Source organism: Flavobacterium sp. DW-iso2, assembly GCF_058725285.1.
This window is the reverse complement of record NZ_JBZXDY010000011.1, coordinates 32458-52188: the sequence shown is the minus strand read 5'-3', so window position 1 is coordinate 52188 and position 19731 is coordinate 32458. Positions and strand designations below refer to the sequence as shown.

13 protein-coding genes are annotated in these 19731 nt (G+C 33.9%); 2 read left to right on the top strand and 11 right to left on the bottom strand.

Annotated features, from left to right (window positions below; genetic code table 11):
* The first annotated feature begins 522 nt into the window (after window positions 1-522).
* Window positions 523-2058: a YifB family Mg chelatase-like AAA ATPase gene (locus AC4PRO_RS09590; protein WP_492117201.1), complete on the top strand. Its 1536-nt coding sequence runs from the start codon at window positions 523-525 to the stop codon at window positions 2056-2058.
* 668 nt (window positions 2059-2726) lie between these two features.
* On the opposite strand, the gene AC4PRO_RS09585 is transcribed toward AC4PRO_RS09590, so the two are convergent.
* The 11 genes from AC4PRO_RS09585 to AC4PRO_RS09535 form a co-directional block, all read right to left on the bottom strand.
* Window positions 2727-4013: a DEAD/DEAH box helicase gene (locus tag AC4PRO_RS09585; RefSeq protein WP_492117200.1), complete on the bottom strand. Its 1287-nt coding sequence runs from the start codon at window positions 4011-4013 to the stop codon at window positions 2727-2729.
* Between the two features lie 288 nt (window positions 4014-4301).
* Window positions 4302-5162, bottom strand: coding sequence for a KPN_02809 family neutral zinc metallopeptidase (gene ypfJ, locus AC4PRO_RS09580; RefSeq protein ID WP_074724113.1), 861 nt, complete (start codon window positions 5160-5162; stop codon window positions 4302-4304).
* Between the two features lie 86 nt (window positions 5163-5248).
* Window positions 5249-9304 carry a PAS domain S-box protein gene (locus AC4PRO_RS09575; RefSeq protein ID WP_492117199.1) on the bottom strand — a complete coding sequence of 1352 codons (4056 nt, stop codon included), beginning with the start codon at window positions 9302-9304 and terminating at the stop codon, window positions 5249-5251.
* 132 nt (window positions 9305-9436) lie between these two features.
* The gene (locus AC4PRO_RS09570; protein ID WP_492117198.1) at window positions 9437-10219 is read right to left on the bottom strand and encodes a hypothetical protein; all 783 of its coding nucleotides are present in this window, start codon (window positions 10217-10219) and stop codon (window positions 9437-9439) included.
* A gap of 42 nt (window positions 10220-10261) precedes the next feature.
* The gene (locus tag AC4PRO_RS09565; RefSeq protein WP_074724116.1) at window positions 10262-10999 is read right to left on the bottom strand and encodes a nitroreductase family protein; all 738 of its coding nucleotides are present in this window, start codon (window positions 10997-10999) and stop codon (window positions 10262-10264) included.
* On the bottom strand, window positions 10990-12318 hold the full coding sequence (locus AC4PRO_RS09560; RefSeq protein ID WP_492117197.1) for an aldehyde dehydrogenase: 1329 nt from the start codon (window positions 12316-12318) through the stop codon (window positions 10990-10992). The genes AC4PRO_RS09565 and AC4PRO_RS09560 overlap by 10 nt, the downstream gene beginning before the upstream one ends.
* 73 nt (window positions 12319-12391) lie before the next feature.
* The gene (locus AC4PRO_RS09555; RefSeq protein ID WP_492117196.1) at window positions 12392-13081 is read right to left on the bottom strand and encodes an RluA family pseudouridine synthase; all 690 of its coding nucleotides are present in this window, start codon (window positions 13079-13081) and stop codon (window positions 12392-12394) included.
* Between the two features lie 17 nt (window positions 13082-13098).
* Window positions 13099-14520, bottom strand: a complete 1422-nt coding sequence (locus tag AC4PRO_RS09550; protein ID WP_492117195.1) for an ArnT family glycosyltransferase — start codon at window positions 14518-14520, stop codon at window positions 13099-13101.
* Window positions 14521-14532: 12 nt separating this feature from the next.
* Window positions 14533-15294, bottom strand: a complete 762-nt coding sequence (locus AC4PRO_RS09545) for a glycosyltransferase (RefSeq protein WP_492117194.1) — start codon at window positions 15292-15294, stop codon at window positions 14533-14535.
* Window positions 15295-15359: 65 nt separating this feature from the next.
* Window positions 15360-16178 (bottom strand): 3-methyl-2-oxobutanoate hydroxymethyltransferase, encoded by an 819-nt coding sequence (gene panB / locus AC4PRO_RS09540; protein WP_074724121.1) that lies wholly within the window; start codon window positions 16176-16178, stop codon window positions 15360-15362.
* Window positions 16179-16285: 107 nt separating this feature from the next.
* On the bottom strand, window positions 16286-18754 hold the full coding sequence (locus AC4PRO_RS09535) for a glycoside hydrolase family 3 C-terminal domain-containing protein (RefSeq protein WP_492117193.1): 2469 nt from the start codon (window positions 18752-18754) through the stop codon (window positions 16286-16288).
* Window positions 18755-18913: 159 nt separating this feature from the next.
* Here AC4PRO_RS09535 and AC4PRO_RS09530 point away from each other — a divergent pair, with 159 nt between their 5' ends.
* The gene (locus AC4PRO_RS09530) at window positions 18914-19660 is read left to right on the top strand and encodes an NUDIX hydrolase (protein WP_492117192.1); all 747 of its coding nucleotides are present in this window, start codon (window positions 18914-18916) and stop codon (window positions 19658-19660) included.
* The last annotated feature ends 71 nt before the right edge of the window (window positions 19661-19731 follow it).

Sequence of the window (19731 nt, the reverse complement as noted above, 5' to 3'; positions counted from 1 at the left end):
TGTAAATGGAATTTTTCCAAAAGGCAAAAGATGCAGCGAACTGCAAAAAAGGTGTGTTTTTTCAAGTTGATTTCAGGATTATGAAATCGTAGATTTGGTTGTAAGAATTATTGATAATAATTCGTTTTTAACCCCGAAAAAGCAAGTAATTAGCGGCAAATATAAGGAAATATATCCAAAAAGCTATTAATAGAGTAATAAGACTCCTTTTCGCCTTTTAACAATTGGCGTTTTAGCAATAAACAGAGGAGCGATTATGGATTTTAAAAAGGCTAGTAAAAGTACTGAACAACAATTCATTAGCTCTAAAGGCTTTTTTTAACGGAATGTATTGTTTATCCCTCTACTTTCATCCAAAAGAAACAGTGAGTGAAAGGTGTTTTTTGGACTGATAGTGTCACTTTTAGTTGTAAATTATTTTTAAACAAGCGTAAACGCTGGGTTGCTAATTGTTTTTAGTAATTCTAAAGATTGTGGGGTTTGGTATGTTAAAATTGATTATTTTTAATAAAATTATCCTTTATGTTAGTAAAAGTTTTTGGAAGTGCTGTGTTTGGAGTCGAGGCTACAACAATTACCGTTGAAGTGAATATTGATAAAGGAATTGGGTATCATTTAGTAGGATTACCAGATAATGCGATTAAAGAAAGTAGCTATAGAATAGCTGCTGCATTAAAAAATAATGGATATTCCATGCCTGGTAAAAAGATTACCATCAATATGGCTCCGGCAGATTTGCGGAAAGAAGGTTCTGCTTATGATTTAACTTTAACGATCGGAATCCTTGTTGCGTCCCAACAAATTCAAGCAATTGATGTTGACAAATATATCATTATGGGCGAGTTGTCGCTCGATGGCAGTTTGCAACCTATTCGAGGTGCGTTACCTATCGCCATAAAAGCCAAGGAGGAGGGCTTTAAAGGGTTTTTTCTTCCAAAGCAAAATGTGAAAGAAGCGGCAATCGTTACCGGATTAGATGTATACGGTGTCGAAAATGTTCAGGAAGTTATCGATTTCTTAGAAGGAAAAGGAAATTTAGAACCAACTACCATCGATACCAGAGCCGAGTTTTATAAAGATTTAGATTTTCCAGAATTTGATTTTTCAGATGTAAAAGGACAGGAGTCTATAAAAAGATGCATGGAGATTGCCGCTGCGGGTGGACACAATATTATTCTTATTGGCCCTCCAGGTGCTGGAAAAACCATGCTTGCCAAAAGATTACCTAGTATTTTACCGCCGATGACTTTGCGAGAAGCATTAGAAACGACTAAGATTCATAGTGTTGCTGGAAAATTGAAAGAAGTGGGGCTAATGAATCAAAGACCGTTCAGGAGTCCGCACCATACGATTTCTAATGTGGCATTAGTAGGAGGAGGAAGTTACCCGCAACCGGGTGAAATTTCGATGGCACACAATGGTGTTTTGTTTCTGGATGAATTGCCAGAATTCAAACGGGATGTATTAGAAGTAATGCGTCAGCCATTAGAAGATAGGGAAGTGACGATATCAAGAGCGAAGTTTACGGTTACCTATCCTTCCTCTTTCATGCTGGTAGCTAGTATGAACCCGAGTCCGAGTGGTTTTTTTAATGACCCAGACTCTCCACAAACGTCCTCTCCACATGAGATGCAACGGTATTTAAGTAAAATTTCGGGGCCGTTATTGGATCGGATAGACATTCACATCGAAGTTACACCTGTTCCTTTCGAAAAATTATCTGATGATGGAAAAGCGGAAAGCAGTGTTGATATCAGAAAAAGAGTCACTGCGGCACGTGAAATCCAGTCGGCACGATTTGAACAAATGGAAAATATCCATTATAATGCGCAAATGAACACCAAGCATATAAGGGAATACTGTGCGCTTGATGACGTTTCTAAACAATTGTTAAAGACTGCAATGGAACGTTTTAATCTTTCTGCCCGCGCATACGACAGGATTTTGAAAGTCGCGAGAACCATAGCTGATCTTGATGCAGCTGCTACAGTAATATCCTCTCATATTGCCGAAGCGATTCAATATAGAAGTTTAGATCGTGATGGTTGGTTGGGGTAGCATTAGTAATAGGATTTTACTTTAGAAAGTAATGCTTTATAATCCAAGTTGCAATAGTAGATAACCATATGAATTATCAAAGTAATTGTAGCATTTTTGACAAAGTATAAAGGAATAGAATCGCGCTTTAGCCAAAATCTAATTTTTGGCTAAAGCCTTTATCTATGACTAAAATTTCAAACATCTGGCTAAAGTCCGACGCAATTGAAAAAAGACTAAAATGATAGAATAGATGAAATTTAAAAACAAATAGTAGTAAAAATCATAAAATGAAATAACCACTTTTCATTTCTAATACCAATTATGAATTTAGTATGATCCAATATCGATAGCGTTCTATTCTTTCACAAACGACACCACTTACTTTGGCTCTCTGAAAGCGTTTCAAGATACGTAAGCAACTTTGCCGAGACGCTTCCAACGTGACAAATAGTATAGTGCTTGTGATTTTTAACGAAACGATAGTGAACTATAAAATAATTGTAATTACTAGAAGACGAGCTGTATAATAGTCTTCAGAAAAATAACCGTGAATAATAGCCCCGATAGAAATGAAAATCCTTGTGTGGGCTAGTGTTTAGCCCTCACAAGGATTGTATTGTATAGCGGGAGATGACGTCTAAAAAAACGAAATCATTCTGCTCTTTAAAAAAAGAAATCTTAATTTCTTAGTTAGAACGTCTGTCGTTATTTGTGTTAGGACGTCTCGGGCCAAAGCTATTGTTACTGCTACGGTTTGGATTGTCTATTTTTGGTTGCCTTGGAGTTGAATTGCGTTGTTGTCTACCTTGACCTTGTTTAATAGGTTGAGTAGATGCTTTAGGATCTGGCTCAAAACCTGCAATATTCTCTGTTGGTATTTTTATACCAATCAATTTTTCTATATCGCGTAAAAAAGTAGTTTCGTCAGGGCTAAATAGAGAAATCGCTTCTCCATTTGCTCCGGCTCTTCCTGTACGACCAATGCGGTGCACATAATCTTCGGGAATATTAGGCAATTCAAAATTGACAACATGTGGTAATAATGGGATATCCAGACCACGAGCTGCAATATCTGTAGCTACCAAAGCGGTTAGACTTCCATTTTTAAAACCTGCTAAGGCTTTAGTTCGTGCTCCTTGTCCTTTATTTCCGTGAATTGCTGCTGCTTGAATACCAGCGCTAATCATACTTTCAGTAAGTTTATTGGCGCCTTGTTTGGTTCGAGTAAATACCAAAATCTGTTTCCAGTTTCCTTCCGTAATCAATTTGATAATTAATTCTGTTTTTTTCTCTTTTGCAACAGGATACACTTTTTGAGTAATAGCGTCGACAGTTGTGTTTTCTGGTGTTGCTTCTACCTGAACTGGTTTGTGCAAAATACCCATTGCCAATTTCTTAATGTCTTTTGAAAAGGTTGCAGAAAACATTAAGTTTTGCCTTTTTGCAGGTAATACTTTCAGTATGCGCTCAATATCTCGTAAAAAACCCATGTCTAACATACGATCTGCTTCATCTAGAACTAAGATTTCGACTTTTGAAAGTGTTAATAAACCTTGATTTTGTAAATCGATTAATCGACCTGGAGTAGCAACTAAAATATCGACACCTTGTTTAAGTTGAGCCACTTGTGGTTTTTGATTTACACCGCCAAAAATAACGGCAGAGCGTAAATCTAAAAATTCACTGTATTCTTTTATATTGGCAAGTATTTGAGCCGCTAGTTCTCGTGTTGGGGTTAATATTAAGGCACGAATAGGTCTGTGGCTTAAGTGTTTTCCTTGCGATAATGTCTGTAATATTGGTAGCGTGAAACCGGCTGTTTTTCCTGTTCCTGTTTGTGCAGATGCTAATACATCTTTACCTTCTAGTATAGGTGGAATTGCTTTTTGTTGTATTGGAGAAGGGTTTGTGTACCCTTTTTTGCTGATGGCTTTTAATAAAGCATCAGATAAGCCTAATGAGTTGAATGACATAAATTCTGTTTATGAAGCAAACTATATTATTTAGCGTACTTCTTTAATTTGGCGCGAAGATACTGCTTATTTTTCCGTTGTTTTTTTAATGATTGACTTTGTTTCAATAAAAATGTTACTTTGTTTTTAATTCGGCTAAAATAATACCAATAATCAAATGTTTATAATCCTTTAATTTTCAGACATTAGTATAATAGTGTAGTGGTGAAAAAGGGTTGTTTACGATAGAGAGTAAACAAAAAAATCGGGAAGAAATCCCGATTTTAATTAGTGTAGTATCTTTATTTTTTATCTTATTTCGTCAAATGTATTTCCTTGTTTGATATCACCGGTTTTATAGCCTTTCATAAACCAATACTTGCGTTGTTCTGAAGTTCCGTGTGTAAAAGATTCTGGTACGATGTGTCCTTGCATTTTAGATTGAATAGCATCATCACCTACGGCATGTGCAGCGCTTAGTGCTTCGTCAAGATCTCCCGCTTCGAGTATATCATTCATTTTCTGGTTGTAGTGTGTCCAAACGCCTGCATAAAAGTCAGCTTGAAGTTCTAGTGCTACTGATAATTTATTAGCTTCTGCCTTCGATTTTCCTTGTTGCAGCCGTCTCATTTTATCAGAAGTACCCAATAAAGTTTGTACATGATGCCCTATTTCATGTGCAATTACATAAGCAGTGGCAAAATCTCCGCCCTGAGCTCCAAAACGAGTTTTCAATTCTTCGAAAAAGGTTAAATCCATGTAGACCTTTTGGTCAGCCGGACAATAGAAAGGGCCAGAATCTGAGGTTGCATTACCGCATTCAGTTTCAACGGCATCAGTAAATAAAACTAAATTTGGCTTTTTATAATTGAGATTATTTTCTGTAAATATTTTCTTCCACACATCTTCATTGTCAACTAAAATTGCATTTATAAAATCTTGCTCTTCTAATTCTTTTGCGGTTAGATCTCTTTGCTCAGTAGGAGTATTTTGACCTTGATTCATTTGTTCTAAAACAGGAGTAAGCATTTGGGCATTTTCACCGCCAAAAACATTTATCAAAAGTATTATAATCCCTATGATACCTCCTCCTACAACCGTTTTACCACCAGAGGACATCCCTCTTCGGTCTTCTAAATTATCACTTTTTCGTCTGCCTTGCCATTTCATATGATTTCAATTTTTGATGCTTTTTTTTTAATAAAAGAGTATCGAAGATATGTAATTTTTTAATTAAAAATAAACTTTTTATACTTCTATGAAGTTGTCCACTTAATTATAGCTTCTTCGATTACGCTCTTTATGATTGGTTTTGATATATAATCGTTCATACCTGCTTCTATACATTTTTCGTTTACTTCTACTCCAGTTCCAGCTGTTATTGCGATTATTGGAACTGAGGCGCCAGTATTTAATTTTCTTATTGCTTTTGTCGCTTCATAGCCATTCATTATTGGCATCTGTATGTCCATAAAGATAATATCTGGCATTATGTTTTCATATTCATTTAAAGCAAGCTGTCCATTCGAAATTTCATGAATAATGGCTTTTGGAAGGACATTTTTAATAATTGTTTTTAGCAATAACATATTAATTTTATTGTCCTCAACTAGCATTATTTTTATTGCTGTAAAAAAATCATTAGAAAGAAAATCAAAATGGCCAACAATTGCATCCTTTTTATTTAAAGGAGTAATTTCGATTTCTGATTCATTACTTATTTGTAAATCTAAATCAAAATAGAAAGTACTACCAACTCCAATTTCACTAATGAGTTGCAACTGGCTATCCATGAGTCCTAACAATTTGTTTGAAATTGTAAGACCTAAGCCGGTGCCACCAAATTTTTTAGTTGTGGAGCTATCTTCTTGTGAAAATGCTTTGAAAATTTTCTGTTGATTTTTCTTTAAAATTCCAATTCCGGAATCTAGTACCGCAAAACGGATTTTACTCGTAGATTTATTAAATTCGATTATTGAAATGTCTAATTTTACAAACCCATTTTCTGTGAATTTTACAGCATTAGCTAAAAGGTTAATTAGGATTTGTTTTAATCGTATGTTATCGACCCAGAAATAGGCTGGTATTTCTGGAGCTACTTGGAGTTCTAAGTGAAGTTTCTTTTGATTTGATTCATACTGGATTAGATCAATAATTTGGTTTAAAGTATCTTTAATTTGATGTTTTTCGATATGCAAGTCAAGTTTTCCTGCTTCAATTTTTGAAAAATCAAGGATGTCATTTACAATTCCCAACAAGGAATGGGCTGACTGATTAACGGTAATCATATGTTTTTGCTGGACTTCCTCAAGTTTAGTTTTCATCAATAGGTCGGTAAAACCAATTATCCCATTTAAAGGAGTTCTGATTTCATGGCTCATATTAGCGAGAAACTCTGATTTGGCTTTATTAGCTGCTTCAGCATACTCAAGGCTTTTTATGGCATCTTCGGCCAGTTTTCGTGTTGTTATGTCTAGCATTATACCTTCAATATAGGTAATTTTACCATTATTGATTACGGCATCCCCAAACTCTTCTACCCAAACGATTTCCCCTTTTTTATTTGTGATTCGGTATGTGAAATGAAAAGGTTGAGATTTAGATAATCTATTTTTAGATTCAGTATTCACTCGATCAAAATCTTCTGGGTGAATCAGGTCGCTATAATGAATTCTTTTTTCTAAGAATTCGCTTTTATCATAACCTGTTAGTTTCTTAATTTCATCATTGAGATATATTTTAGTATATTTTGTATCGTTCTCAGAAAGGTAGACAGTCCCCGGAATATTATTAGCTAATAGACGGAATTTCTGCTCACTTTCATACATCGCCTTTTGTCCTGCGATACGCTCTATGGAGGAAGCAATATTACTTGCTAATGATTGAAGAATATTGATTTCGTCTTCAGACCATTTTTTTTCTTCGGAGGTGTCATCAAACCCTAAAAATCCATGAAATTTATTTTTTATAAAAATTGGAAAAAGGATTAAGGAAATAACATCTACTTGTAGCAACTTGTTTTTTAACGACTCATTATTAATTTTTGATACCGTAGCTTCAAAAATTTTATTATCTAATATCGGTAGAATCAATTCTTCAAAAAATTCATGGGGTATATTCTGAAGCTCAGGATTATTCTCGGTCAAAGAGCTATTATTATATGCCCATCTGTATTTTTGGCTTATTAAATTTGTATTGAAATCATTTTCATAGTAATAGGCACGATGTGATTTCGTGGCGTTCCCCATAATAAGCAAAACATCAGAAAAAATAGCATCTATATCGTTACTGTTTAAAAACTTTTCGTTGCATTTAGTCATTGCAGCCAGTAATTCACTCTTATATGTTAATTTGTTTTCAATATCCAACCTCATTTTGGACTCAAATGCTATCGCTATGATATCAGAAACGGATCTTGAGAAATTTATATCCTCGTTATCCCATTGCTTAGGCTCATCTACCGCTTCAATGCAAAGAATCCCTTTTAATTCACCATTAATAAAAACAGGGGTATCTAGAAGTGAAACGATGTTGTTTTTAGGAATGTAGTCAACACATAATTCCCTAGTGATATCATTTGTATAGACATCAGAAGCGACAATTTGCATTTTATTTTCAACTGTTGAAAAGTATTTTGGGGATGATTTTTTTACAAGTTCTTGGTCGTTAGAAAATTCATTAGTTTTTAAATCATATAGTTGCATACAAAGCAATTTATTTTCAAAATAATTCCAATAACTAGCTCGATTAACGCTAATTGTAATAGTGGTAATTTCTAAAATTGATTTTAGTTTAGATTCTAAACTTTCATTGTTAGAATAACTCTTTGAGGTAAATACTTTTAAAGCGGCACTGTATTTTAAATTTTTTATTTGTCGTTCACTTTTTTCCTTTTCAATGTTTTTTAAGAAGGTAATATCTCTTGCAATAACTGAATAACCAGTAATTTTTCTGTTTTCATCTCTATTGATTGTTACTTTTTGAGAAATCCATATTTCGGCTCCATTTTTATTAATAATAGGAAATTCAAAACTAGGGAAGTTTATCATTTCCTCTGTCGAATTAGCATAGAAATCAAGTACTCTTTGTTGGAAACCATCTTTGATTAAATGCTCAAATTTTGACCTATACAACTCTTTAAGAGTGAATCCAGTGACTATTTCAGAGTTTTTATTTATAAAGATGTAAGCGCCATAACGGTCTAGTTCATAAATTATATCATAAGCAGATTCAACTATGTTTTCATATCTTTTTTGTGTTTTTATTTGCTGTGTTACGTCATGACCAATGCCAATAACTAAATCCTTAGTATATCTTTTATCATGCCATTCTATATGCTTGTATTCTCCATTTTTGCATTTCAGTTTCCTAACGAAAACTCTTTCAACAGATTCAGTATCATGAAATTTTTCACCAGTAAATTCAGGATCTTCTGTGACATTCCAAAATAACATGCCCATAACTTCATCTACTGAATACCCTAAAATAGGAACGATTGTCTTACTACAAAATAAAATTTCGCCTTTTCTATTAGATACAAGAATAAGAGAGTTTCCATTATTTATTATTTGATCAGAAAAACGAAATTTGTCTTTAATATTTAGAGCTATGATATGCTGAATGAAATTTATTGTAAAAATAATTAAAGAAAAATTAAATAGTGCTATCGTTGTTTTGAGAGGTAACATTTCAAAATAAGTAGCAATCATAATGTATGAAAAAGCAGTCGCTGCAAAAAACCAATATAATTTTATAGGTCTAAAAACGGTGTGAGCAAAATAAAAAACGACAGTAAAAGCAATAACTGGTATGATATCGGTTGGTGTGAAAAGTAAATTTCTACATATTATACCAAAGTAGATTATGTAAAATATAATGAAAATCTTTTGTATATTCTTAAAAATCAGAGTCGAGATTGTACTAATTACGTAAATAATTAAACAAAAAACACCTGTACTAACATTCATAAGGAGTAAGCTTATTGGTCGTACACTAAAAATTTCATAATTGATTTCAACAATAATCGTTGTAATTGCAAAGAAGAGAAGATAAAGCTGGTATTCCTTATTATGTATATATTCGTCGTTATTTTTTGCGATTAATATACTCTTTAAACTATTTTTTGTTTTGTAAAGAGTAAAAAAAAACAAAGCAAATAAAACCAATAAAGTCCCCCATAGTAAAGGGGTCTTAATTGAAATACTCATAACACTTAAGCCTATTGAAGACAGTATAGCTTTTGGTGGCGAAAGCCAACCAAAGGAACCAAGGTATGAAACTATTGGATTAAAAAGACTATAGTAATGTACCATAGAAAATATTTATTTGAATTGACAATATTAACAGTAATAAGTCAGTAATTTAATGAATATTTATAATATAAAACGTGATTTAATCATATTAAAATTAACTCACGTTTTATATTATTTTAGATAAAATAGGGACTATGTGTTTATTGACAATTCTCCCTCATGGTCAAACCCGATAATTTCACTATATATCGCGTAATACATCGAATAAATAAAAGGCAATGTGAAAAATACTCCAACGCAACACCCAATAAATCCAACCATTGATCCAATAACTGCTACAACGATTAGGGCAAGTAGGATTAGGGGCTGTTTTGAAACAATTGAAAAACTATATTTTATTGCATCTATAGCGTTGCTATCACTAAAAATGATAAGTGGAATTGTCAGTATCGTGAAAAAAGATAGGGCAAGAGAGACCATAGGTCCAATGAGAATAATTCCGCTATAATTTAATCCGATAGATATTCCATTACCTAACACCAAGATTAAAAATGTTGCAATAAAAATTTGTATAAAATACTTTGTTGAATAGTAACTAAAAACGGTTGAAACATGAAATTCCTCATCTCTTTCGGCACAATAAGCCATTTTTATTAATCCGGCTTGCAACGGACTAAGTAAAGAAGAAAACAAAATCGAGACTGCCATATAGATAATAAGATTGGTTCCGCTAAGTTTTTCCATATTTAGCGTTAGCTCTTTCATGGATTCCTGTGATAGCGCTGCTAGTCCTAAAAAGCTTATACCCATACTTGCTATAATTATCATCAAGATAACCATAAACACAAATATCATAAGTCCTGCGTAGAGGGCTATTTTTTTATAATTTTCAAATGCTTTGTTGAAAACATCAGCAAAATCTAACTGATATCCATTTCGTAGTACTTCTTCTATTCGGTCTTGTTTCAACTTCATTTTTTATTTGGTTTTGTATTGGTTTAAAATAGTAAAGTGGGATTATAATTTAAAATAGACTTCTTCAAAGGGAACTCTGAATCGTTCTCCATAAACGCCAGATTCCTCCCTTATTCCGCAGCCGATAATCATATTTATTTCAGCTGCAGATGGTAAATTTAATATTTTTTTTACTCGTAGAGAATCAAAACCTTCCATTGGGCAAGTGTCATAATTTATGGCAGCCATACTAATCATAAAGTTTTGCGCGGCTAGTGCAGCACTTTTTTGGGCTACTATTCGCATATCGCTTCTTCGGGCTTGTCTGTAAATAGGCTTGAATATTCCGATGATTTGAAAAACAAGAAACTTTAGAGCACCCAAAATTCCAATGAAATCAAAGTAGAGCGTGGGAACAATTTTTTGATAATAGTTCAGGGCAAATTTTTCTCTTTTCGAATAGTCTGCCGGTGGTTTTTCACCATACTGTGATTTTAAAAAAGAAACATTTGACTGTACTCTTTTTCTCCAGAGATCTTTTCTAGCCACCACGACAACCATTTGACGGGCAGTTTTTGCCGCATTTTGATTAAAGCTTGCCTGTGTGAGCTTTTCTAAAACTTCGGGTGTGGTAATTTGGTAGAATTCCCAGAGTTGCATATTACTACTTGTAGGAGCTAGTGTAGCTAATCGAATACATTCTTTTACTTTTTCATTATCAAGGGCTTCGTTTTTAAAGACCCGTACAGAACGTCTGTATTGTATGGCTTCGCTTACTGATTTCTCTTTAATTAAATCCATTTCAATAGTTTCTTGATTGTTGTTAATTTGTCGTTATACGGAGCGTAGCGCATCGGTAAATCCAACCAATTTGCTTTTTTTACTATTCCTTTTTTATGCGAAAAAACATCAAAACTCAAAGACCCGTGATAGGCACCAATGCCACTATGTCCTACACCTCCAAAAGGCAATCGTTTATTTGAAAAATGAACTACAGTATCATTTATACAACCTCCTCCAAAAGAGTAGTTTTGAATAATTTGTTTTGCAAATGTTTTATTCTCCGTAAAAACATACAAAGACAATGGCTTTTCATATTTTGAAATCACGGCGTGTATATCAGCATCACTAGAATATTCAAGGATAGGTAATAAAGGCCCAAATATTTCGTCCTTCATGATAAGACTGTCAAGATCAGATTCATCAATAAGCGTTGGCGCTATATAACAGTCAGATTCATCAGATTGACCACCAAAAATGACTTTGTCGTTGTCAATCATCTCAGTTAATCGAGTCCAATTTTTAACATTGACAATTCTGGCAAAATCAGGGGATTCTTCAGGTTTATTTCCGTAAGCTGTAGTTATCTCCTCTTTCAAATAGTCAATGAACTTAAGTTTCATATTTTTTTGAATCAAGATATAATCTGGAGCAATACAGGTTTGTCCCGCATTTATGAATTTTCCCCAAACAATTCTTTTTGCCGCCAATTTTAAATTAGCAGTTTCATCAATAATACACGGATTTTTTCCGCCAAGTTCTAATGTTATCGGAGTCAGGTGTTCTGCTGCTGCCTTCGCTACTATTTTTCCAACAGGAACGCTTCCAGTAAAAAAAATATAATCCCAGCGTTGCGATAGTAAATTTTTAGAGACATCCACACCACCCTGAATGACTTCCACGTGATTCACATGGAACGTTTTTGCTATTATTTTTGCAATAATAGCAGAAGTATTAAGCGTTAATTCCGATGGTTTTAGTACGACTTGATTTCCGGCAGCAACTGCCGAAACTAGAGGACAAAGAGCCAATTGAAAGGGGTAATTCCATGGAGCAATGATTAACACTTTTCCATAAGGATCTTTGTAAATATAATCTGTTGAGGGAAAATTAAGTAGTGATGGGAAAACCCTTTTTGGCTTCGCCCATGTACTCAAGTTCTTAATTGTATCTTTTAATTCAGAAATGACATAACTTGTCTCAGTTAGGACCGCTTCAAAAGCAGGCTTTTTGAAATCATCATATAAAGCTTTAATGATCTCATCTTCATGAATTATAATATTGTCAAGAAGTTTTATTAAAGTCTCTTTTCTATATTCTATATTAGTTTTGTAGCTCATTATAAATTTGGATAAATAATTTCTATGCAAGTTAATTCTTAAATTTTAAAAATGATTTTTTATTCAACTAAAATTATAGTGCATTCCAGATTACTTCATTCGGTACTGGGGCAATTATGGATACTACTTCTTTAGATACCGGATGAACAAAAACTAATTTTCGTGCGTGCAAATGGATGCCGCCGTCAGGATTGCTTCGGTCAAAACCATATTTTAAATCTCCTTTAATAGGAGAGCCTATCGCAGATAGTTGTGCTCTGATTTGATGGTGTCTTCCCGTATGCAGATTGATTTCCAACGCAAAGTAATTGTTCAACTCCTTAAAAACGGTATAATCTAAGCTCGCTAATTTACTGTCAGGAACTTCTTTTATGTGTGCCTTTGAGGTATTATTTTTTTCGTTTCTTTTAATGAAATGAACTAAGCTGTCTTCTGGTTTAGCAGGTTTGTTTTTTACAATTGCCCAATATGTTTTTTGCGTTTCCCTGTTTTTGAATAACTCATTTAATCGCGTTAATGCTTTACTGGTTCTAGCAAAAACTACAATTCCAGTCGTGGGTCTGTCTAAACGGTGCACTACACCAAGGAAAACTTCTCCTGGTTTGTTGTATTTTTCTTTGACATATTCCTTTACGACTTCAGATAATGGTTTGTCTCCTGTTTTGTCTCCTTGGACTATATCTCCAACACGCTTATTCACCACAATAATATGGTTGTCTTCATGAAGGACTTGTAAGTTATTCTTGTTTGATATTTCTTTCATTAGGTAATGCTGTTCCTTTATTTGGATACAAAAATAGAAGTTTTATAATTGCTTTCCGTTAAAACCATTTGATCGGTAACTTTTTTCGGAATTTCATGTTCCTTTTTTTTCAATGTGACCAAGAATATCTTCTTGTGAATTTTGAATATCGAGTCAAACTGAGTTTCATTTTTTATTAGTTGGGCTTTCCCGTTAGAATAAAACTGCCCTGAATAACTTTTCTCTTTCCAATAGAACAACGGAATTTGTTTGTTTTCACTGTTCACTTTTAAATTTTCTAACATATATTTATCGGTGTTCATATAGTTGTTTAATTTTCCGGTGGCAAAAACGGCAAAATAAGCGATAAATACAATCAAAGGAAATGCTAAAGCAACACGAAAAATTTGTTTTTTACTTTTAAAGTCCTCCCAATAGTAAATCATTAGAAACATAATTGGTACTGTGATGGGAAGCATATAGGTGTGCAGTATATTTCTCGAAAGGGTAAAAAATATTGGAGTCCAAAATAACCATAAAACCAAGAAGGCGACCCAACTGTTTTTTAAAATTGTTTTTCTGTTTTTCCAAAGTTTATAAAAAACAATTTGTACCCAAGGGAAACCAAAGGCGATCATGAACAACCAAATCATGCCTAAGGGCTGGGATTTGGGTCTGCCATATAAATCTCCTTTCCATCCAGATTCCACAAACCGTTTGTAATGCTCTCCAATGATAAAATAGTCAAGAAAACCAGGGGCTTTTTGTTCTGCTAAATAATACCAAGGAACGGCAATCACGGCAACAATAAGGGTTCCAATAATTATTGAAAATTCTGAAAATAATTCTTTAAATCTTTTAGGATCGAGTACGCACCATAAAAAAATGGGAGGGAGAGTTAGCATCAATACCAGCGGGCCTTTTGCCAATAAACCTAACCCAAGAAAAACAAAGAAAAGGTAATTCCAATAGGTTTTATGTGGAGAATTCATGGTTTTCCAAAATGCAATCATTACCATTGTGGTGCAAAATGAAAAAGCGGTATCAGTAGAAACAACACCAGTGTGAATCAGAAATTCAGGCATGGTTAATAAAATAAAGCCTGGAAGATAAAAAGACATTCCTGTTTTTTTGGCAATTTTCCCTGTGATGACCAGAATTAAGACATTCAATAACAAAGAAGGCAGTCTCGAAGCAAATTCATTGATGCCGAAAATGATATAACTCACAGCCGAGAGCCAAGTGGATAGCGGTGGTTTTGCCATAAAAGGAACTCCATAATCTATTTGCGGTACAATCCATTCGTTAGTGTCCCACATGATTCTTGCTATTTCAGCATATCGTGCTTCCGTTTTATCTAGTAAAGGAATAGAGTAGGTCAATAACAACCGGAACAGGATAATAATAATTACAGAAATATAAAGAATATAGGAGTTGTTTTTAAATTTATCTGCAATCATAGTCTTCAAGTTTTAGATAGATGAATTTTGTAATAAATTTTTATATTTCTTATTTATTTGGTACAAATCAGTCCAAAGTTTAAAAAAATAAGTTGGTTTTACTTTAGAATTTCCTTTTTCAACCCAAGAATTTAAAGGAGCCTCATGCATTTTTCGGATTGCTTTTTCTTTTCCGAAAAGAACCATCATTCTAAAGAATAATTCAACATCAAAAAGCCATTTTGAAAGGAACTCTTCTTTGAATAAAAGTTCCGAAACCACTTTGGTAAAAACCTTGCTACCACATTGAGTATCATACACTTTTAAACCCAATACTTGTGAAATAAAAGTAGCTATGACTCTGCCTAATAAAAAGCGACTATTTTCACGAACTATTTCAGATCCGATTTTTCTAATGCGAGAACCAAAACAAAACACGACATCCTCTTTCAAGTAGGCAGTAAGGTCCATGAATTCTTCAAGTGATGTTGCTAAATCGGCATCCAGATACCCGATGAATTGGTGGTGGAAGTTTTGGTTGCAATAATTGATACCTATTCTGACCGCTTCTGCTTTTCCTGAATTTTTCAGCAACGAAACAATATGAACCTTCTCAGAACACTTTTGCTGCACGAGAGTAAGCACCTGCAGCGTTTTATCAGTTGAACCGTCATTTACAAAACAAATAATCGCTTCGGGAGTCGTGTCAAGAAATGTTAAATATTCGTTTAACGGTAGGCCTTTTTCTTCATTATAACAGGGAATAACTATACAAGTACAAGGTATTTCACGCATAATAGGTCGTATTTATTTTAAGACAAATATATAACCTTACTTCTTAAAGTAACTTTAATAAATGGTTAATACTGCTCCTTGTCATTTGGGAAGTCACTCGATTTTACATCAGCAACATATTGACCAATGGCGATTGTCATATCATCATATAGATTCATGTATCTTCTCAGGAAACGGGGACTAAATTCATTGTTCATCCCTAACATATCATGAATAACAAGTACTTGTCCGTCAACGCCACCTCCAGCACCAATTCCTATTACTGGAATCGAAATGCTTTTGGCCACTTTTTCAGCTAAATGAGCTGGAATTTTTTCTAAAACCAAAGCAAAACAACCTAGTCTTTCTAACAATTGAGCATCTTCAACTAATTTTTCTGCTTCTTCTTCTTCCTTGGCACGAACGGTATAGGTTCCAAATTTATAGATGGATTGAGGTGTTAAACCCAAATGTCCCATTACTGGAATACCTGCATTTAATATTTTTTTAATTGATTCTTTAATTTCTTTTCCACCTTCTAGTTTTACTGCATGTCCTCCGCTTTCTTTCATAATTCTAATTGATGAACGCAAAGCTTCCTTAGGATCTGATTGGTAACTTCCAAAAGGTAAATCTACCACAACTAAGGCTCTTTCAATTGCTCTAACAACTGAAGAGGCATGGTATATCATTTGGTCTAAAGTAATTGGTAAAGTTGTTTCATGTCCAGCCATCACATTTGAAGCAGAATCACCCACAAGAATAACATCAATACCGGCTGTATCCACAATTTTAGCCATGGTGTAATCATAAGCGGTCAGCATAGAGATTTTTTCTCCATTTGCTTTCATTTCAATCAATGATTTAGTGGTAATTCTTTTGTAATCTTTTTTAGCGACAGACATAGTTATGTTTTTATGAGTTGTAAAAGTAGTAAAACAAATGATTCTGAAGCAAAAAAATGGATTCGACTTTCATCGAATCCATTTTTATAAAGTACCCTTTTAGAGAATTAGTGTTTCAAATCAGTAAATTTTAAATCAGGAGCAAATGCCGGATTTGTTTTTTCTACTACTTTTTCATCGGTCAATGAAAATACAGCTGTTTTTTTAATGTCTATAGAAGAAGCACCAACACTTACTTTATAGTCACCAGAGTCAGCAACCCAAGCATTTTTTATTGGAACAAATGAAGCTAGATCTTTAACGCTTATTTCTAAAGTGATGGTTTGACTTTCACCAGGCTGTAATAAATTGGTTTTTCCAAAAGCCTTTAATTCTTCTTTTGGTTTATCTATTGATTTTGATGGAGCAGAAAGATACAACTCAACTACTTCTTTTCCTGCAGTTTTCCCTATGTTTTTTATGGTAACTGCAACGCTCATTTTGTCTTTGAATGTTTTCGAACCTAGAGTAAGATCTGAATATTCAAATGCAGTATAAGATAATCCGTAACCAAATTCATAAGATGGTTTTACATTAAATGTGTTATAGTAGCGGTAACCAACATAAATTCCATCTTCATAGGTAACACTAGTTGGGTTTTCGGCAGGTATTCCGATCCAGTTTTTAAATGAAGGAGTGTCTTCATATTTAATAGGGAAAGTCATGGTTAGTTTTCCTGAGGGTGTTACTTTTCCTGTAAAAACATCAGCTACTGAATTTCCGCCTTCTTGACCCGGTTGCCAAGGTAGAAGAATAGCATCTACTTTGTCTTTCCAGCTAGCGGTCTCAATTACACCTCCTATGTTTAAAATTACAACTACTTTTTTTCCTTGCGCATGAAATGCTGCAGAAACGTTGTCAATCAAATTAATCTCGTCATGTGCTAAATTAAAATCATTAGCAGCATTTCTATCGTCTGCCTCTCCTGCATTTCTTCCAATTGTAAGTACAGCAAGTTCAGATGAATTAGCCTTGTTAGCAATAATTTCTTTAGTTAATTCAAATTCTTCAATTCTTTTTGGCGTTGCCAATAATCCACCTTCTTTCTCTCGACGTGCCATTTCTTTTACTTTTTGTTCAGCTACAAATGGTTTATATAGCGCTTCTAGTTCTTTATCAATTGAAAATCCTGAATTAGTCATTCCGTCAATTAGTGAAATAGAGTAAGCCTCATTTACATCACCACTTCCAGTTCCACCCGAAATAAAATCATAAGATGTATTTCCAAAAACGGCTAAAGGAGATGATTTTGAAGTAAACGGCAAAATATTATTGTCATTTTTAAGTAGGATAGTTCCCTCCGCGGCAGCTTGTCTTGTGACTTCTGCATTTTCTTTTAAGTTTGGTTTATTAGAATACTTGTAATTATTCATAGCTGGTGATCTCAATACTAATTCCAATGCTCGTCTTAATCCAATGTCAAGTACTTCTTTCGATAGAGTACCGTTTTTAATATTTTTCAAAACAGCTTGTTGTTGATTGTGAAGGCCTGGCATTAATAAATCATTCCCCGCCGAGATTTGTTTTATAACATCGCTAACAGCATCTTTTTTAAATGAAGCCTTGAAACTATCGTATCCACCAAACCAGTCCGACATAACTAAACCTTTAAAACCCCATTCTTTGCGAAGAATTGTCGTTAATAAATCCTTTCTAGCTGATGTATAAGTACCATTAATTAAATTATAAGAAGACATTACTGTCCACGGTTGCGCTTCTTTAACAGTAATTTCAAAACCTCTTAAATAGATTTCTCGCATCGCTCTTTCACTAATATGCGCATTTACTCCCATGCGGTTTCGTTCTTGATTGTTAGCTGCAAAATGTTTGATTGAAGTTCCAACACCATTAGATTGCACTCCATTTACCATTGCGGCAGCTATTTTTCCAGATAAAAGTGGGTCTTCTGAATAATATTCAAAATTTCTGCCACAAAGTGGGTTTCTGTGAATGTTCATTCCTGGTCCTAACAATACATCAATTCCATACTCTTTAACTTCATTTCCCATAGAGGTTCCAACAGTATAAATAAGTGCTTCATTCCAAGTGGAAGCTAAAGCGGTTCCCACTGGAAATGCTGTAGCGTAATAAGTATTCGTGTCATTTTCTCGTACGGGTTTAATGCGAACTCCTGCAGGTCCATCAGAGACAACAATAGCAGGAATTCCTAATCTTTTTATTTCATAAGTTCCCCCTGCAGCGCCAGGAACTTTCCCTTGAAAAGCACCAGTAATAGGGGTAAAAGTAAGTTGATCAAAACCTGGCATTCCTGTTCCTATTAGCATACTTGCTTTTTCTTCATCAGTCATTTTAGTGATTAAATCTTGAATGCGATCTTGAATAGGAAGGCGGTAATCTTCATATTTATCTAGTTTGCCGTTTTTATTATAGTCTGTAAAAGTGAATCCATTTATTGTAATAGTTGGGTCGTTATTGGGCTTTAAGATTTGTTGGCTTTTAGTCCAGGAAATTGATAAAAACACCACAGCAGAAAGAAGCATGGTTGCAGCTAATCTCTTGATTCGATAATTTTTCATAAGTCAATTTTTAGTTTTTTAATTTTCATTGCTTCATTATGAAGCAATATTAATATTTTTTTTTAATATTTGCAAAAAAAGAATCAATATAATTGTGATTTCCTATTTTATTAGTAAGTATTGGATTCAAAATGGTATTTTTGCAACGAATTATCAGCAATGGAGTTAAAAAAAATTATAGAAGAAAAATCGCAGGAGTCATGGGAAATTTATTTGCCAAGTATCTCTATTGACTGCGTTGTATTTGGTTTTCATGATGCAACACTGAAAGTTTTGGTTTTGAAAATGAAAGACAAAAACCTTTGGGGATTGCCGGGAGGCTATGTTAACAAGCTCGAAAATTTAAGCGAGGCCGCTAGTAGAATTCTTAAAAAACGTACAGGTGCAGAAAATATTTACCTAAATCAATTTAAAGCTTTTGGCGATTTAGATCGTTCAGAAGGATTTTTTGAGGAGTATGCTGATACGGTATGGAATAAGCAGCGATTTGTTTCTATTGGATTTTATGCATTAGTTGATTATTCTAAAGTAAATTTAATTATAGACAATTTTTCTGATGCCTGCGAATGGAAATCCATTGAAGAACTACCAGAATTTATGATGGATCATCGAGCCATTTTTGACAGCGCATTACGAACGTTGCGAAAGCAGTTAAATGATAAACCGATAGGCTATAATCTACTACCGGAAAAATTCACTATGCCTGAACTTCAAAAATTGTATGAAATCATTTTAGGTAAAAAATTAAATAGAGGTAATTTTTATCGAAAAATGTTGCGGTATGATATTCTCTTTAAATTAGACGAGAGTAGAAAAGGCGGTGCGCATAAGGCTCCAGATTTGTATCAGTTTGATCTAGAAAAATATGAAGTAGCCTTGAAAGAGGGACTGGACAACGGTTGGTAATAAGTAATAAAAAAAGAAGCAACTTTGCTTCTTTTTTTATGCTTGATGTAAACTGTATTCGATGCAATTGA

Bases quoted from the DNA above. Each gene is read 5' to 3' on its own strand.
- AC4PRO_RS09555 (WP_492117196.1), bottom strand. From the start codon at position 13,081: ATGAAAGAAATATCAAACAAGAATAACTTACAAGTCCTTCATGAAGAC.
- AC4PRO_RS09585 (WP_492117200.1), bottom strand. From the start codon at position 4,013: ATGTCATTCAACTCATTAGGCTTATCTGATGCTTTATTAAAAGCCATC.
- ypfJ (WP_074724113.1), bottom strand. From the start codon at position 5,162: ATGAAATGGCAAGGCAGACGAAAAAGTGATAATTTAGAAGACCGAAGA.
- AC4PRO_RS09575 (WP_492117199.1), bottom strand. From the start codon at position 9,304: ATGGTACATTACTATAGTCTTTTTAATCCAATAGTTTCATACCTTGGT.
- AC4PRO_RS09570 (WP_492117198.1), bottom strand. From the start codon at position 10,219: ATGAAGTTGAAACAAGACCGAATAGAAGAAGTACTACGAAATGGATAT.
- AC4PRO_RS09590 (WP_492117201.1), top strand. From the start codon at position 523: ATGTTAGTAAAAGTTTTTGGAAGTGCTGTGTTTGGAGTCGAGGCTACA.
- AC4PRO_RS09535 (WP_492117193.1), bottom strand. From the start codon at position 18,754: ATGAAAAATTATCGAATCAAGAGATTAGCTGCAACCATGCTTCTTTCT.
- AC4PRO_RS09545 (WP_492117194.1), bottom strand. From the start codon at position 15,294: ATGCGTGAAATACCTTGTACTTGTATAGTTATTCCCTGTTATAATGAA.
- panB (WP_074724121.1), bottom strand. From the start codon at position 16,178: ATGTCTGTCGCTAAAAAAGATTACAAAAGAATTACCACTAAATCATTG.
- AC4PRO_RS09550 (WP_492117195.1), bottom strand. From the start codon at position 14,520: ATGATTGCAGATAAATTTAAAAACAACTCCTATATTCTTTATATTTCT.
- AC4PRO_RS09530 (WP_492117192.1), top strand. From the start codon at position 18,914: ATGGAGTTAAAAAAAATTATAGAAGAAAAATCGCAGGAGTCATGGGAA.
- AC4PRO_RS09560 (WP_492117197.1), bottom strand. From the start codon at position 12,318: ATGAGCTACAAAACTAATATAGAATATAGAAAAGAGACTTTAATAAAA.
- AC4PRO_RS09565 (WP_074724116.1), bottom strand. From the start codon at position 10,999: ATGGATTTAATTAAAGAGAAATCAGTAAGCGAAGCCATACAATACAGA.